The sequence below is a fragment of the Mesorhizobium sp. LjRoot246 genome, assembly GCF_964254115.1.
In the GTDB taxonomy this organism is placed as follows: domain Bacteria; phylum Pseudomonadota; class Alphaproteobacteria; order Rhizobiales; family Rhizobiaceae; genus Mesorhizobium.
Map to the genome: position 1 here is coordinate 6,069,535 of NZ_CAXUSN020000001.1, position 15,995 is coordinate 6,085,529.

15 protein-coding genes are annotated in these 15,995 nt (G+C 64.5%); 4 read left to right on the plus strand and 11 right to left on the minus strand.

What is annotated here, in order from left to right; all coding sequences use genetic code 11:
• Positions 1-2: 2 nt before the first annotated feature.
• From ehuD to ACSQ3L_RS29470, 5 genes are all read right to left on the minus strand, one after another.
• Positions 3-662 carry an ectoine/hydroxyectoine ABC transporter permease subunit EhuD gene (ehuD, locus tag ACSQ3L_RS29450; protein ID WP_436163111.1) on the minus strand — a complete coding sequence of 220 codons (660 nt, stop codon included), beginning with the start codon at positions 660-662 and terminating at the stop codon, positions 3-5.
• 34 nt (positions 663-696) lie between these two features.
• A complete protein-coding gene (gene ehuC, locus ACSQ3L_RS29455; protein WP_436163112.1) occupies positions 697-1,356 on the minus strand; it encodes an ectoine/hydroxyectoine ABC transporter permease subunit EhuC in 660 nt (219 codons plus the stop codon).
• A 172-nt stretch (positions 1,357-1,528) separates the two neighbouring features.
• Positions 1,529-2,380, minus strand: a complete 852-nt coding sequence (gene ehuB / locus ACSQ3L_RS29460; protein ID WP_292186663.1) for an ectoine/hydroxyectoine ABC transporter substrate-binding protein EhuB — start codon at positions 2,378-2,380, stop codon at positions 1,529-1,531.
• Between the two features lie 70 nt (positions 2,381-2,450).
• Positions 2,451-3,242 carry an ectoine/hydroxyectoine ABC transporter ATP-binding protein EhuA gene (ehuA, locus tag ACSQ3L_RS29465; RefSeq protein WP_436163113.1) on the minus strand — a complete coding sequence of 264 codons (792 nt, stop codon included), beginning with the start codon at positions 3,240-3,242 and terminating at the stop codon, positions 2,451-2,453.
• 125 nt (positions 3,243-3,367) lie between these two features.
• Complete coding sequence (locus ACSQ3L_RS29470) at positions 3,368-4,753, minus strand: PLP-dependent aminotransferase family protein (protein WP_436163114.1); 1,386 nt, start codon at positions 4,751-4,753, stop codon at positions 3,368-3,370.
• An 80-nt stretch (positions 4,754-4,833) separates the two neighbouring features.
• On the opposite strand from ACSQ3L_RS29470, the gene ACSQ3L_RS29475 reads away from it, so the two are divergent.
• The 4 genes from ACSQ3L_RS29475 to ACSQ3L_RS29490 all read left to right on the plus strand — a co-directional run bounded on the left by ACSQ3L_RS29475 (position 4,834) and on the right by ACSQ3L_RS29490 (position 9,615).
• Complete coding sequence (locus ACSQ3L_RS29475; RefSeq protein ID WP_436163115.1) at positions 4,834-5,325, plus strand: Lrp/AsnC family transcriptional regulator; 492 nt, start codon at positions 4,834-4,836, stop codon at positions 5,323-5,325.
• 129 nt (positions 5,326-5,454) lie between these two features.
• The gene (locus ACSQ3L_RS29480; protein ID WP_436163116.1) at positions 5,455-6,948 is read left to right on the plus strand and encodes an NAD-dependent succinate-semialdehyde dehydrogenase; all 1,494 of its coding nucleotides are present in this window, start codon (positions 5,455-5,457) and stop codon (positions 6,946-6,948) included.
• 174 nt (positions 6,949-7,122) lie between these two features.
• Entirely contained in the window at positions 7,123-8,502 is a 1,380-nt protein-coding gene (locus ACSQ3L_RS29485; protein ID WP_436163117.1) for an aspartate aminotransferase family protein, read from the plus strand.
• A 9-nt stretch (positions 8,503-8,511) separates the two neighbouring features.
• Positions 8,512-9,615, plus strand: a complete 1,104-nt coding sequence (locus tag ACSQ3L_RS29490; RefSeq protein ID WP_436163118.1) for an alcohol dehydrogenase family protein — start codon at positions 8,512-8,514, stop codon at positions 9,613-9,615.
• A gap of 9 nt (positions 9,616-9,624) precedes the next feature.
• On the opposite strand, the gene ACSQ3L_RS29495 is transcribed toward ACSQ3L_RS29490, so the two are convergent.
• Genes ACSQ3L_RS29495 through ACSQ3L_RS29520 form a run of 6 tightly spaced genes read right to left on the minus strand, consistent with a single transcriptional unit; the run spans position 9,625 to position 15,981 of the window.
• Positions 9,625-10,671, minus strand: a complete 1,047-nt coding sequence (locus tag ACSQ3L_RS29495) for an ornithine cyclodeaminase (RefSeq protein ID WP_436163119.1) — start codon at positions 10,669-10,671, stop codon at positions 9,625-9,627.
• A 29-nt stretch (positions 10,672-10,700) separates the two neighbouring features.
• Positions 10,701-11,330, minus strand: a complete 630-nt coding sequence (locus ACSQ3L_RS29500) for an FMN-binding negative transcriptional regulator (protein ID WP_436163120.1) — start codon at positions 11,328-11,330, stop codon at positions 10,701-10,703.
• 4 nt (positions 11,331-11,334) lie between these two features.
• Positions 11,335-12,216 carry a branched-chain amino acid ABC transporter permease gene (locus ACSQ3L_RS29505; RefSeq protein WP_436163121.1) on the minus strand — a complete coding sequence of 294 codons (882 nt, stop codon included), beginning with the start codon at positions 12,214-12,216 and terminating at the stop codon, positions 11,335-11,337.
• Positions 12,217-12,221: 5 nt separating this feature from the next.
• Positions 12,222-12,926: an ABC transporter ATP-binding protein gene (locus ACSQ3L_RS29510; protein WP_436163122.1), complete on the minus strand. Its 705-nt coding sequence runs from the start codon at positions 12,924-12,926 to the stop codon at positions 12,222-12,224.
• Between the two features lie 4 nt (positions 12,927-12,930).
• Complete coding sequence (locus ACSQ3L_RS29515; RefSeq protein ID WP_436163123.1) at positions 12,931-14,097, minus strand: ABC transporter substrate-binding protein; 1,167 nt, start codon at positions 14,095-14,097, stop codon at positions 12,931-12,933.
• A gap of 42 nt (positions 14,098-14,139) precedes the next feature.
• Positions 14,140-15,981 (minus strand): branched-chain amino acid ABC transporter ATP-binding protein/permease, encoded by a 1,842-nt coding sequence (locus ACSQ3L_RS29520; RefSeq protein WP_436163124.1) that lies wholly within the window; start codon positions 15,979-15,981, stop codon positions 14,140-14,142.
• Positions 15,982-15,995: the final 14 nt, after the last annotated feature.

A 15,995-nucleotide genomic window follows, 5' to 3' on the forward strand; every position in this document is an offset into this window, starting at 1 on the left:
GGCTACCTCTCAATCTTGCCGTAGCGACGTTCCAGCCAGCGCAGCAGCACGACCGAAAACAGACTGATGACGAGGAAGAAAGCGCCGACCAGCGTAATCGGCTCGATGTAACGATAATAGGTGTTGGCGACGCTTTTCGCCTGGTTCATCAGCTCCAGCACTGTGATTGCCGACAGCAGCGGCGTTTCCTTGAACATGGCGATGAAATAATTGGCCAGCGCCGGGATCATCGGCGGAATGGCCTGCGGGATGATGATGTGGGTCCAGGTCTGCCCAGCGCTCAGATTGCACGCCTTGGCCGCCTCCCATTGGCCGCGCGGCACATTGTCGATGCCGGCGCGGTAGACCTCCGCCGTGTAGGTGCCGTAATGCAGCCCGAGCCCGATGACGCCGGCGACCAGCGGCGGCAGCAGGATGCCGATGTCGGGCAGAACGTAGAAGATGAAATAAAGCTGCACCAGCAAGGGCGTGCCGCGAATGAACTCGGCCAGGAAGCCGACCGTGCGCGACAGCGCCTTGTTGGGCGAACGGCGCGCCAGCGCGATGCCCAGCCCGACGATCGCCGCCAGCACCGAGCCGAGCAGCGTCGCCAGGATGGTGATCTTCACGCCCTGGATCAGCGTCGGCATGATTTCCCAGACGAAATTCCAATCCCATTCCATCAGCAGGCCCAATTTATCAGAAGGGCATTGGCCATCAGACGCGCACCCCATCGAGGCCGCGCGCCATGCGGCGTTCCAGCGAGCGCACGCCCCATGAGATGAGCAGGGCGAGGATGAAATAGATGACGAGGATGGTGGTGAACGGCACAAGGGTGTTGCCGGTCTGGGCGCGCACCACTTGCGCCTGGAAAGTCAGATCCGCAAGCGAGATCAGCGACACCACGGCGGTCGCCTTGAGCAATTCGATGGCGTTGTTGCCGAAGGTCGGCAGCATCACCAGCAGCGCCTGCGGCAGAATGATGTGGCGCATGCCCTGCCAGCGGCCGAGGTTGAGCGCGGTGCAGGCCTCATACTGTTCGCGGCCGATCGACTGGATGGCGCCGCGCACCACTTCGGCGGCATAGGCGCCGACATTGAGGCCGAGCGCCAGCACGCCGGCCTGCAACGGCGTCAGGGAAATACCAATGAAGGGCAGCACGAAATAGGCCCAGAACAACTGCACGAAGATCGAGGTGCCGCGGAAGAATTCGATGTAAGCGGTGGCCAGTGCGCGCAGCACGAAGAAGCGCGAAAGCCGCCCCATGCCGGCAAGGAAGGCCATGAACAGGGCAAGCACCGATCCCATCAGCGTCAGCTCGATGGTGACAAGCGCTCCCTGCAATATCAGGCCGAAATAGCCGGACCACTGGGTCATCTAGTGAACTGTTCCACTTGGACGTTTGATCGAAGCCCCCTCACCCGGCCTCCGCTACGCTCGGCCGACCTCTCCCCGGCGGGGAGAGGAGACTACCAGCGTCGGCGCCAGCCTCTTCTCCCCAGCGGGGAGAAGGTGGCCCGAAGGGCCGGATGAGGGGGTCTTCCTTACTTCACTTCGCCGCGCAGAGCTTGTCGCGGCTCGTCGACATCGCCGCCGCCGCCGAGAAGCCGTAGGGCTCGATGATCTTGGCGAAATCGCCTGATTTCTTCATCTTGGCGAGTTCGACGTCGAAAGCATCGCGCAACGCCTCGTCGCCTTTCTTGAAGGCGGCGCCGTCACAATAGACCGGCGCACCCTGCACCGGCGCGATGACTTCGAGGTTCGGATCGGCGGCCTTCTTGACCAGATCGTTGATCGACAGGACCGGCAGCGAATAGGCATCGATACGACCATCCTGCAGCATCTTCAAACCGCTCTGGCCGTCTGGCACGACGATCACCCGCTCGCGCGGCACGCCGGCATTGAGCGCCAGCTTCTCCTCGGTGCCGCCGCCCGGCGCGCCGATGGTCGCGGTCGTATCCTTGGCGACATCCTCATAGCTCTTGAAGCCCTTCGGATTGCCCTTCTTCACCAGCATCGCCTCGGCGTCGCACAGCACGGGTTCCGAATAGGCAACCGCGGCACAGCGCTCCGGCTTCATGAACAGGCCGGCGGTGACGGCATCGAACCGGCCGGCCTGCAGGCCGGGGATCATGGCGCCATATTCAGAGATCGAGGCTGCCACGTCGGCGACGCCGAGCCGCTTGAAGATCTCGCGCGCCACATCAGGTGCGGCACCCGAAACCTTGCCGTCGGCAGCGACCGCCGTGTAGGGCGGCTCGTTGGCGATGGCAAGGCGAGCAAAACCTTGCGCCTTGAGCTGTTCGAGCTTGCTGTCATCGGCCGAACCGGCGGTCGAGACGGCCAGCACCGCAGTCAGCGCAAGGCCGGCGACGCCGGCCAGAATGCCAAGTTTCTTCATTGTTCCCAACTCCTTGTCTTCGTTTTCTTGGTTTGTTGCGGGACGGCTTCGCCGCCCTGGTGCATTGCGGTCAGACGCGATGTCCGGCCGCGATGATCTTCTTCAGGAAGCCTTGCGTGCGCTCCTGTTTGGGATGGCGGAAAATCTCGTCGGGCTTGCCTTCCTCGACGATCTTGCCACGATCGAAGAAGAGAACCCGGTCGGCGAAATCGTGGGCAAAACCCATCTCGTGGGTGACGAGCAGCATGGTCATGTCGGTTTCGGCGGCGAGCTTGCGCATGACATTCATCACCTCCTCGACCAGCTCCGGATCGAGCGCCGACGTCACTTCGTCGAACAGCATGATCTTCGGCGACAGTGCCAGCGCCCGAGCGATCGCGACGCGTTGCTTCTGGCCACCGGAAAGCTGTGCCGGCATATTCTTGGCCTTGTCGGCCATGCCGACCATTTCGAGCAGCTCCATCGCCCGCTTCTCGGCCGCGGCGCGCGGCGTGCCCTTGGTCAGCATCGGCGCCAGCGTGACATTGTCCATGACGCATTTGTGCGGAAACAGATTGAACAGCTGGAAGACCATGCCGATCTTCTGGCGCATCCTGGTCAGATGCCGCTCGTCGGCGGGCAGCAACTGGCCGTTGCGCTCGACATGGTAGAGTTGCTCGCCGTCGATCTGGATATGACCGCCATCGATGCGCTCCAGCGTCATCAGGATGCGCAGGATCGTCGTCTTGCCAGAGCCTGACGGGCCGATCAGCGCCAGCTTTTCGCCGGGCATGACCTGCATCGACAGCCCGTCCAGCACCTTGAAAGTGCCGAAGCTCTTCGAGATGCCGTCGATCTTGATGATGGGCGCTGATGCGGACAAATGAATTTCCCCGTGCTGGAGAAGCCTGTGCCCTTAACGATGCGGAACGCGCCAAATCATGTCAATTGGGAAAATAATATCATGACAATTATTCTGATTCTGCACAATTTCCCAGCATTTCCGGCCTAGATCGCAAGCAGCAGATGCTCGGGATCGCCGAGCAAAAGCTTGGTAACAACGCCAAGGCCGGCGCGCAGTTCCCCCTCGGTGGTCGAGCCCAGCGAGATGCGCACCGCCGGATGCCAGGGCGCATCCGAAATGCGGAAGGATGCGCCGGGTGCAATCGCCACGCCCTGCAGGCGAGCCTGGGCGACAAAACTTTCCTCGGCACGGTCGGCAGGCAGTTGCAGCCAAACATGCAGCCCGTCGTGCCGGGCACGATAGTCGACGCCCGCCAGCACTTGTGCCGCGATATCCAGCCGGCGCCGCAATGCCGCGCGCTGCCAGTGGACAAGCTCTATCGCCGTGCCGTCGGTCACCCATTTGGTGGCAATCTCCGCCACCATCGGCGTCGCCATCCAGTTCGAGACCAGATGCCGATTGGCAACGGCGGCGACATAGCGGTCGGGCGCCGCGAGATAGCCGATGCGCAAACCGGGCACCACGATCTTGGTGAAGGAAGTGACGTAGAGCGTGCGCTCCGGCGCAAACGCGGCAATCGGCGGCGGCCGGTCCTCGACCAGGGGACCCAGCACGTCATTCTCGATGATGGCGATGTCGTGCTTGCGCGCCACAGCCGCGATCTGCTCGCGGCGCCGCGCGTCCATCAGCGTCGCCGTCGGGTTGATCACCGAGGGCTGCACGAAGACGGCCCGGATGTCGGAAAGCCGGCAGGCCTCGTCCAACGCCTCCGGGATCAGGCCGTTGTCGTCGATCGGCAGGCCTTCCAGGTTGAAGCCGAGATAGCGCGCCAGCGGCACCAATGTGTGGTGGCCGATCGCCTCGGTGGCGACCGTCGAGCCCGGCGGCGCGACGCTCATCAGCGCCACGGTCATGCCAGCGGTGGCGCCGTTGGTCAGGCTGATGTTCTGCGGCGATGCTTCGAGGCCGCACAGTCTCAGCCATTCGACCGCCACCGCCCGATGGCGCGGAAACACCATGTTGGGCCGGAATGAAAGTGCTGAACTCGAAGGCAGGTTCTCGGCCAGCCAGCCCAGCACCTGCTTCAGCCGCTCCAGATGCATCGGCTCGCAGACCGGCTTGAGGATCGACAGGTCGATGACTTCGCCCAGCCGCTCCGGCAGATAGGGCGGCTCCGGCTCGCGGCGCTGCGTCTGGACGAAGCTGCCGCGGCCGATCTCGCCCGAAATCAGGCCGCGCCGGATCAGCTCCTCATAGGCGCGGCTGACCGTCTGCACAGAAAGCTTGAGGTCGTCGGCCAACCGGCGATGGGTCGGCAGCCGTGCGCCATTGGCCAGACGTCCGTCATGGATGGCGCGCGCGAACTGGTCGGCAAGCGACTGATAGGCCGGCCGTCGGATGAGCGCGGGATCGGGTTGCCACAATGTCATGACTTATTAGAGATCGAAATCAGTGCAATTGACAATCGAAATAATGCGCCGTCATGGTGCATGGACGAAAGTGGACGACGATGAACGCTGCGAAACTCGACCCGACCGACCTGAAAATCCTCGACGCCATCCAGCGCGACGGACGCATTACCAAGCTGGCGCTGGCCGAGCAGGTCGGCCTGTCGCCGACGCCGTGCTGGATGCGGCTGCGCAAGCTGGAAAAGGCCGGCATCGTGTCTGGCTACCACGCCAGGATCGCCATGCGCGTCGTCGCACCCGTCGCCACCGTGCTGATGGAGGTGACGCTGGCCAACCACCGCCAGGCCGACTTCGACCGCTTCGAGCGCGTCATCCGCGACATTCCCGAAATCGTCGCCTGCTGGTCGGTGGGAGGCGGCGTCGACTATGTGCTGAAGGTGATGGCGCGCGACATCGACGCCTATCAGCGGCTGGTCGACGGCTTGCTGGACCGCGAGATCGGCATCGATCGCTACTTCACCTACATCGTCATCAAGACAGTGAAGGACGAGATCGCGCTGCCCATAGCCGACCTGCTGCCGGCGTCGGCTTGAGGCCGGAGAGATCGTCTGCCGAGGCGGCACAATAGAGAGAATCTCTCTAGTTCAAAGCATCCAAACAGCCTCTCTGTCTGCATCGGACGGATAGTCTTCCGTATCAGTCCGAACCGGGAGGCCTCGACCATGTCCGCGCATTTCGCCCGCTCGCATCGCCATGAAGCGCTCGATCGCCTCGCCGACCGCCGGCTGCTGCGCGAACTCGCCTATATCGATGGCCACTGGACAGCGAGCGACGCCGCGGAAAGCTTTGAGGTCACCGATCCGGCCACCGGCACCACCGTCGCTTTCGTCGCCGCGCTCGATGGCCGGCAGACGACGAAGGCAATCGATGCGGCAGCGCGTGCCTTTCCGGCGTGGCGGGCGCTGTTGCCGCAGGAGCGCTCGAAAATTTTGCGAAAATGGTTCGAGCTGATCGTCGCCGCCAAGGATGATCTGGCTCTGCTGATGACGCTGGAACAGGGCAAGCCGCTGCAGGAATCGCTGGGCGAGATCGACTACGCCGCCTCTTTCATCGAATGGTATGCCGAGGAAGCAAAACGCCTCAACGCCGAGAGCGTCACCAGCCATCTGGCGGGCGCGGAAATGATGGTGCGGCGCGAGCCGCTCGGTGTCGTCGGTGTCGTCACGCCATGGAATTTTCCGTCGGCGATGCTGACCCGCAAGGCCGCCGCCGCTCTTGCCGCCGGCTGCACCATCGTCGCGCATCCTTCCTCCGAAACGCCGCTGTCGGCACTGGCGCTGGCCGAACTCGGCGAACGCGCCGGCTTGCCCGCAGGCGTCTTCAACATCATCACCGGCAAGGCTTCGATCATCGTCGGGCGGATGTGCGAAGATCCGCGCGTTCGCGCCATGAGCTTCACCGGCTCGACCGAGATCGGCAGGCTGATCGCCGCCCAGAGCGCGCCGACCATGAAGCGGCTGGTGATGGAGCTTGGCGGCCATGCGCCGCTGATTGTCTTTGCCGATGCCGATCTCGACAAAGCGGTTGATATCGCCATCGACGCCAAATTCGCCACGTCGGGCCAGGACTGCCTCGCCGCCAACCGCATCTATGTCCAGCGTCCGATCTACGATCGCTTCTGCGCCGCGTTTGCGAAGCGCATCGAAACGTTGCGGACCGGCAACGGCCTTGCTGATAACACCGACATCGGCCCGCTGATGCACGAGCGCGCCGTCAAGAAGGTCGAGGAACAGGTCGCCGATGCCGTTGCTCACGGCGCGCGGTGCCTCACTGGCGGCGCGCGGCATCAGGCTGGCCCCCTGTTCTACCAGCCGACGCTGCTGGCTGACGTCACCGACGAGGCGCTGATCATGCGCGAGGAGACCTTTGGCCCGGTCGCCGCCGTCACACCTTTCGACAGCGAGGACGAAGTGATCGCCCGCGCCAACGCCACAGAATATGGCCTCGTCGCCTATGTCGTCACCGAGAACGGCGCCCGCCAGCAGCGCATGGGCCGCGCGCTCGACTACGGCATGATCGCGATCAACCGTGTCAAGATCACCGGCGCGCCGATCCCGTTCGGTGGCGTCAAACAGTCCGGCATCGGGCGCGAAGGCTCGCGCCATGGGCTCGAAGCCTTCACCGATCTCAAATATCTCTGCCTGGATGTAGCCTAAGATGTGCCGATATTCAGGTGATGCCGGCCTGCAAATGCCAGGCTTCTGCGCTTCCGGTGCTTACGTACTTGAGTACGCTCCGCTCCGGTTCTCGAAACCCGCCATTTTCGGCTCGGCCTGACCTGAATCTCGACACATCTTAAGTCGCGACAGATTTTCTCAAGGAGTAAAAAAATGCTCGACCAGTCCAACGAACTCGCCGCCTGGGATCGCGACCACTTCTTCCACCCCTCGACGCATATGGGCACGCACGCGCGCGGCGAGAGCCCGACGCGCATCATGGCCGGCGGTGAAGGCGTCACCGTCTGGGACAATAATGGCAGGAAGAGCCTCGATGCCTTCGCCGGCCTCTATTGCGTCAATGTCGGCTACGGCCGCCAGAAGATCGCCGATGCCATCGCCGCCCAGGCGAAGAACCTCGCCTACTACCACGCCTATGTCGGCCACGGCACCGAGGCCTCTATCACGCTTTCCAAGATGATCATCGACCGCGCGCCCGCGGGGATGTCGAGGGTCTATTTCGGCCTGTCGGGTTCAGATGCCAACGAAACCAACATCAAGTTGATCTGGTACTACAACAATGTGCTGGGACGGCCAGAGAAGAAGAAGATCATCTCGCGCTGGCGCGGCTATCACGGTTCGGGCGTGATGACGGGATCGCTGACCGGGCTCGACCTGTTCCACAACGCCTTCGACCTGCCGCGCGCGCCGATCCTGCACACTGAGGCGCCCTATTACTTCCGTCGCGCCGACCGCTCGATGAGCGAGGAGCAGTTTTCGCAACACTGCGCCGACAAGCTCGAGGAGATGATCCTGGCCGAAGGCCCCGAAACCGTCGCTGCCTTTATCGGCGAGCCGATCCTCGGCACCGGCGGCATCGTGCCGCCGCCGGCCGGCTATTGGGAAAAGATCCAGGCGGTGCTGAAGAAGTACGACGTGCTGCTGGTTGCCGACGAGGTGGTGACGGGCTTCGGCCGGCTGGGCACCATGTTCGGCTCCGACCATTATGGTATCAAACCGGACCTGATCACCATCGCCAAGGGCCTGACCTCGGCCTATGCGCCGCTGTCGGGCGTCATCGTCGCCGACAAGATGTGGCAGGTGCTGGTTGAGGGTTCCGACAAGCTCGGCTCGCTCGGCCATGGCTGGACCTATTCGGCGCACCCGATCTGCGTCGCCGCCGGCGTCGCCAATCTCGAACTGATCGACGAGATGGACCTGGTGACAAATGCCCGCGAGACCGGCGCCTATTTCCGCGCAGAACTCGCAAAAGCCGTCGGCGGCCACAGGAATGTCGGCGACGTGCGCGGCGACGGTATGCTGGCAGCGGTCGAGTTCGTTGCCGACAAGGACGACCGGGTGTTCTTCGACGCCTCGCTCAAGGTCGGACCGCAAGTGGCGACGGCGCTTGCGGCAAGCGGCGTCATCGGCCGCGCCATGCCGCAGGGCGACATTCTTGGATTTGCGCCGCCGCTCTGCCTGACCCGTGAAGAAGCCGACATCGTCGTTTCGAAGACCGCCGATGCGGTGAAGAGCGTGTTTGCCAATCTCTGAGATCGACCCATGAATGCCATGACCAAAACTCTCCCCGCCACCATGGCCGCGGTGCTGCTCACCGGGCACGGCGGACCGGAAAAACTCGTCTACCGCAGCGATGTGAAAGTGCCCGCGCCTGCACCAGGTGAAGTGCTGGTCAAGGTCAGCGCTTGCGGCATGAACAACACCGATGTCTGGGTGCGCCAGGGCGCCTATGGCACGGAGGAGGATGCCGCGGCCGTGTCGACCTGGCGCCGCCAGGGCAACACGCTGAGCTTTCCGCGCATCCAGGGCACTGACACCGTCGGCACCATCGTTGCCGTCGGCGAAGGCGTTTCGCCGAACCGTATCGGCGAACGGGTGATGGTCGATTTCTCCATCTACAATCGCGACGACGATTCGCTCGCCGACATCGACTATATGGGCCATGGGCGCGACGGCGGCTACGCCGAATACCAGGCCGTGCCGGCCGAGAACGCTCATGTCGTCGACACAGACCTTACCGACGTCGAACTCGCCACCTTCTGCTGCGCCTACCTTACCGGCGAACAGATGCTGGAACGAGCCGCGCTCAAGGCCGGCGAGCGCGTGCTGATCACCGGCGCCTCGGGCGGCGTCGGCTCCGGCATCGTGCAACTGGCACGGGCGCGCGGCGCCATTCCCTATGCCGTCGTCGGCAAAGGAAAGGAACAGGCGGTTCTCGACATCGGCGCCGAAGCTGTCATCACCCGTGGCGTTGCCGACCTGCCGCAAGCCGTGAACGAGGCGACCGGCAGCCAGCCGATCGACGTTGTGGCCGACCTCGTCGGCGGCGCCATCTTCAACGACCTCTTGCGCATCCTGCGACCCGAGGGTCGCTATACCACCGCCGGCGCGATTGCCGGTCCGGTCGTGCAGCTCGATCTAAGGACCATGTATCTGAAGCAGTTGCAGCTGCATGGGTCGAGCCAGGGTACCCGCGCGGATTTCCGCCGCATCGTCGGATACATCGAGGCAAAGAAAATCCGGCCGCTGGTCGGCGGCGTCTACAAGCTCTCCGATTTCCACCACGCGCAGGCGGATTTCATCGCCAAGGATTTCGTCGGCAAACTGGTGGTGGTGCCGGATGCCATGTGGGGTTCGGCCGGCTGAACCTATGCCTCAACCCTGCTGGGCCGCTCTCAGCAACATGCCGAACAGGTCGCGCGGCTCGTCGGGGTCGGCCAGCATGTCGAGTTCCTGGTAGAGGCCGGTCGAGCGCAGCTGATCCCTGACATAGCGCAGCGCCGAAAAATCCTCGATGGCGAAGCCGACCGAATCGAACAGCGTGATCTGGCCGGGGTCGCGGCGGCCTTGCACGGCGCCTGACATCACCTGCCACAGCTCGGTCACCTCATGATCCGGTGCAAGCTGCTGGATCTCGCCCTCGATGCGCGTCTGCGGCGGATATTCGACGAAGATGTCGGAGCGCAGCAGGATGTCGCGGTGGAGTTCGGTCTTGCCCGGGCAGTCCCCGCCGACCGCATTGATGTGCACGCCGGAGCCGACCATGTTGTCGGTGAGGATGGTGGCATACTGCTTGTCGGCGGTGACGGTGGTGATGATCTCAGCGCCCTCGACGGCCTCCTGAGCGGTACTGCAAGCGACCATGTCGAAGCCGAGGCCGGCTAGATTGCGGATGCATTTTTCGGTGGCCGTGCGGTCGATGTCGTAAAGCCTCAGCCTGTCGACGCCGAGCAGCGCCTTGAAGGCCACCGCCTGGAATTCGGCCTGGGCGCCATTGCCGATCAGCGCCATGCAGCTGGAGCCGGTCGGCGCCAGGTACTTGGCGGCAAGCGCCGACGTCGCCGCCGTACGCAGCGCGGTCAGGATGGTCATTTCCGACAGCAGCACCGGGTAGCCGTTGTGGACATCGGCGAGCATGCCAAAAGCGGTGACCGTCTGGCGGCCCTCGCGCATGTTCTTGGGGTGGCCGTTGACATATTTGAAGCCGTAGACTTCGCCGTCGCTGGTCGGCATCAGTTCGATGACGCCCTCGGCGCTGTGCGAAGCGACGCGCGGCGTCTTGTCGAACAGCTCCCAGCGGCGGAAATCATCCTCGATGTAGCCGGCGAGTTCGACGAGGAAGCGCTCGACGCCGATCTTCAGCACCAGCTTCATCATATGATCGACGCTGACGAAGGGCACGATGTTGAGATTGGGAATCATTTTTTCTTATCCTTGCCGCATGCCGGCGGTCAGTCCTGGCGATGCGCGTTGTGTGCCTTCATCATCGTTGCCAGCGCCGGATCATTTTGCTCCAGCGCCCTGATGGCTCCGCCTGTGTCGTAGAGGCGCTCATCCTGTCCCATCTTGAACTTGGCTTCGAGCCGCCCGATCGGCAGGTCGAAGCCGATGATATCAGGTATGCGCCGCTCCATGCCGCCAGGGCCGAGCTCGCGCATGCGCCAGCGATCGTCGCGATCTTTTTCCAGCACGTCGACAAGCTGCAAGAGATGCCGGGCGGTGGCATGGTCGTCGAGCGGAACCGGCCTGCCATGGCAATGCACGACGGCAAAATTCCAGGTCGGCGCGCTGTCGCGCACCGGATTGCGCGGATACCAGGACGGCGAGATGTAGCCATGCGGGCCGTGGAAGATGACGACCGTCTCCCTGCCCTCGGCAATCAGCGCACTGTGCGGATTGGCCCTGGCGAGATGCGAGACCAACGTTCCGCTCGGGCCACGGTCGCGATCTAGCACAAAGGGAAGATGCGATACGACCAGCCCTTGCGGTCCCGCTGTCACCACCGTGGCGAAGGCCGCGGCTTCGATCAGGCCGAACACCTCGTCGCGCGACAGCGGCGCAAATTCAGGCTTGGTATACATCAGGTCAGCTTCGCTGGGCGCGAACCGCCGGGATCAGGCCTTGCGGGCGAACCAGCAGCACGGCGATGACACCCGACAGTACGATGGCGTCGCGGTAGGGCGCGATCGCCCCCGGCAATGTGGCCTGCAACAGCACCTCGATGATGCCGAGCAGGAAGCCGCCGGCGACAGCACCGGGCAGGCTGCCGAGCCCGCCGACGACGGCGGCGATGAAGGCCTTCAGCACCGGCGTGAAGCCCATCAGCGGATCGACCGAGGCACGCTGCGCCACCCACAGCATGGCCGCCAGCCCGGCCAGCAGGCCGGAGAGCAGGAAGGCGGTGGCGATGATGCGGCTGGCCGGAATACCCATCAGGCGCACGACGTCGAAATCTTCCGCCGCCGCGCGCATCGCCGTGCCGGTCACCGAGCGACGCAGGAAGACTTCCAGGGCAACCAGCGCCAGCGCCGAGACGACGATGGAGATGCTGGGACCGACGCCGATGGTGAAATCGCCGAAGGAGAAGGCGCCGGTCATCCAGCCGGGCATGGCGACAGCCTGCGGCCGCGCCGAGATGCCGTTCTGGAAAACGACCTTGAGCAGGCTGGAGACGGCAAAGCTGGTCAGAAGCAGGCTGGTGACGCTGGCGCCGCGCATCGGCCGGAACGCGACGCGCTCCATGGCGACGGCGGCGAGCGCGCCGCAGGAGACGGCAACAAGCACCGCCACCGGGAAGGGAAAGCCAAGCACCAGCGAGGCCAGAAGCGCATAGCCCGACAGGGTCATCAGCTCGCCATGGGCGAAGTTGATAAGACCGACGATGGAAAAGACGATCGCCAGCCCGAGCGCCAGCAGCGCATAGACGCCGCCGAGGCTCACCGCATTGATGATCTGCTGCGCGATCATGCTTCTTAAGCTCCCAAATAGGCTTGGCGGACGAGGTCCGAGGAGGCGAGTTCCTTTGCCGTGCCCGACAGCACCACTTCGCCATTGGCGAGCACGACGGCACGGTCGGCGATTTCGAGCGCCAGCGCCACATTCTGTTCGACCAGAAGGATGGTCAGGCCCTTGCGGCGCAGTTCGGCGATCAGGTCGAAGACGGTGTCAATCAGTTGCGGCGCGAGCCCGAGCGACGGCTCGTCGAGCAGGATCATGCGCGGCTTGCCCATCAACGCGCGGGCGATGGCCAGCATCTGCTGTTCGCCGCCTGACAGATTGCCGCCTTTGACGCGGTGGTAGCGGCGCAGGATCGGGAATAGTTCCAGCATCTCCTCCTCGCGCAGTCGCGCCTCGGCCGCCGGCTGATGCACCGCGCCGCCGAGACGCAGATTGTCGGCCACCGTCAGGCTGGCGAAGATGCGGCGGCCTTCGGGAACCAGCGCGACGCCCTTGCGGGCGATCGCCTCCGGCGCCATGCCGGTGATGTCGACACCGTCGAAGACGACGTTGCCGGACGCCGCAGGCACCAGCCCGGCGATGGCGCCGAGCGTCGAGCTCTTGCCAGCGCCGTTTGCGCCGACCAGAGCGATGATCTCGCCGCTGTCGACGGTGAGGTCGACGCGGCGCACCGCCTCGACCTCGCCATACCGGATTTTCAGGGCTTCGACGCTCAGCATGACATCACGGCGCGGGAACGTCGGCGGCGTCGGGTATCATAGTCTCGACATGCTTGCCCTCGCCGCCCTCATAGCGCATCAGCGCCACTGGCCGCAGCGGCATCCGGTCGGTGCCGGCATAGGTGATCTTGCCAGTGATGCCGTCGAAATCCTTCAAAGCGGCGATGGCGTCGCGGATCGCCTTCGGGTCGTCGGAGCCTGCCGTCTTGACCGCCTGGTCGAGGATCAGTCCGATCTCATAGCCATTGACCTCATAGGTCGATTCCGGCGCATGGCCGGCATATTTTGTGAAGGCGGCGTTGAAGGCTTCGAGCTTGCTGCCCGGCTCGGCATAGCCGGCCGCCGTGTAGACGACACCGTCGACCAGCTTGCCCAAAGCCTTGATGGTCGGCGTACCGATGGCATCGGCTCCATAGACCGGGATGGTGACGCCGGCGCCGCGCAATTGCTGGATGAAGGCCGGGAAATCGGGCTCATAGGCGGCCGTCATAATCAGGTCGGGCTTGTCGGCCAGGCCCTTGATGTTGGTGATCTCGGCGGAAAAGTCGGGCTGGCCCATGCTGAAGGTGCCGCGGCCAACCACGGCGCCGCCCTTCTTCTCGAACACCTTGCCGAAATACTCCGGAAGATTGGCGGTGTAGGTGGAGTCCGGCGAGGTCAGCAGGAACACCTTCTTCTTGCCTTCGGAGACGGCGAAGTCGGCAACCGCCGTCGCCTGCACATTGTCGGCCGGATAGGTGCCGAACATGACGTCGCCGACCGCGCCGGTGAGCACCGGGGCAGAGCCACACAGCGTCAAGGTCGGAATGCCGAGCGGCTGGGTCAGCTGGCCCGCGGAAATCGAGGGATCGGCATCGCACGGCGTGATCATGATCTTGGCGCCGGCGTCGATCAGCTCCTGCGCGACGGTGGCGGTCTGCGCGGTGTCGGAGCGGGTGTCCTTGATCAGCAGCTTGACGGTGTATTTGCCGCCGAGCCCGCCCTTGGCATTGAGCTCGTCGAGCGACATGCGCAGTCCTGCAAGTGCCGGCTGGTCATAAGGGGCGAGGCCGCCGGTCTGCGCGGTCGCGGCACCAATGATGATCTCCTCGGCAGAGGCAGTCGAAATGGCGGCAATGCCGAACACGGCCGCGCACAGGGCGGCGCGATGGAGGCGATAGAGGCTTGGCATGTCGGTTCTCCTTCTGGATTTCTTATCGTTGGTCATTGCGGTCTATGCGGTTTGGTTTTCAGGCGTTGCCGTCTTGGCGCGCGCCGTGCGGCTGCCGAGATAAGCGGCAATCACGGCAGGGTTCTTCTGGACATCGCCCGGCGTGCCGTCGGCGATGACGCGGCCATGATCGATGACGACGATGCGCTCGCACAAATTCATCACCAGCCGCATGTCGTGCTCGATCAGGACGACGCCGATGCGACGCTCGTCCCGAACCGTCGACAGGATGGAAACCAGCTCGGCGGTCTCGACGGCATTCATGCCGGCGGCCGGTTCGTCGAGCAGCAGGAAGCGCGGCTTCAACGCCAGCGCACGTGCCACTTCCAGCCGGCGGCGCTGGCCATAGGCGAGCCTGGCGGCCGGCTGGTCGGCAAATTTCTCCAGCCCCATGCGCGCCAGCTCGCCCATGGCCGCCGCCTCGGCATGGCCGAGATCAGGTTCCACCTGGCGTGCGGCGACGACGACATTCTCCAGCACCGTCATGTGCGGGAAGACGCGGATGTTCTGGAACGTGCGGGCAACGCCGGAGCGGGCAAAGCGGAAGGCCGAAGCCTGCCGCACCGCGCCACCCACCGATACGGTACCGGCACTTGGCTGGACATCGCCGGCCAGCATGTTGAGCAGCGTCGTCTTGCCCGCGCCGTTGGGGCCGATGATGCCGGTGATGCTGTTGGTCTCGAAACTGAGACTGACGTCATCGACCGCAACGACGCCGGCATAGCGGCGCGACAAGTGATCGGCGGTGAGCCGATCGCTCTCGACGTGGCGAGGTGGCGCGGCCGAAGCTGTCACGGCCTGGCGTCCGGGCCGGCGCAGCAGGTTCAATTCACGCTCGCCGAACAGACCGGTTGGGCGCCGCCAGATGACCAGGATCATGGCGATGGCCAGCACGCCCTGGGTCAGGCCGAACAGGACGGGCAGATGCAGGCCGAGCACCTCGCCGCCGCCTTCGAAGCGGCGCACCACTTCGATCAAGACGATGGTGACGATGACGCCGGCGAAGGCGCCGAGCGATGAGGTCATGCCGCCGACGATCAGCATGGCAAGCATGGTGAAGCCGAGATCGAAATAGAAATCGCGTGGCGAGAACGCGCCAAGGAATTGCGCCATCATGGAGCCGGCGGCCATGGCGGCGACGACACCCGCCACCCAGGCGGCCAGACGCGCCGTGCGCTGGTCGACGCCGACGGCGGCTGCGCCGCGCTCGTCGTTGGCGGCGGCGCGTGTGGCAAGGCCGAAGAAGGTTTCGCGAAACAGCCTCGCCGCAACCAACGCCACCGAAGCGACAGCGGCGGCCGTCCACAGCCCGACCTCGCGCGGCACGCCGTAGAAGGGCTGGCTGCCGCGGGTGATCTCGCGCCCGGCGACCAGCAGCGTGTAGACGATGATCAGCATGGCCAGCGTGGCAATCGAGGCGCTCGATCCGGAAAGCCTGAGCAGCGGTGTGCCGGTCAATAGGCCGATGATGACCGCCAGGACCAGGACAACGGCCAGCGCCGCGAAGAAGGAGAGTTGATGGCCGGCGAGGAACTGCGGCAGGTCGCGCAGCGCCGTTCGCTGCAGCGCGGCCGGCATGGTGAGAATGCCGGTGGCGTAGGCTCCGAGGCCGACAAAGGCTGCCTGGCCGAACGAGACGATGCCGCTGTTGCCGGAGAAGATCTGCAGGCCAAGCACCGCCGTCAGCATGATCGCGGCGTAGGTGACGACGCGTTGCATGGCGGCGCCACCGAAGATGAAGGCGGCAAGCGCCACCAGCAGCAGCACCGCGACCATGCACAAGGCGTCGGCCGTGGCGTTGCGGAACGCCGCCGGCACGAAGCTACGTGGCTTGCTCTCGCTCATCGTCACCGACGCCA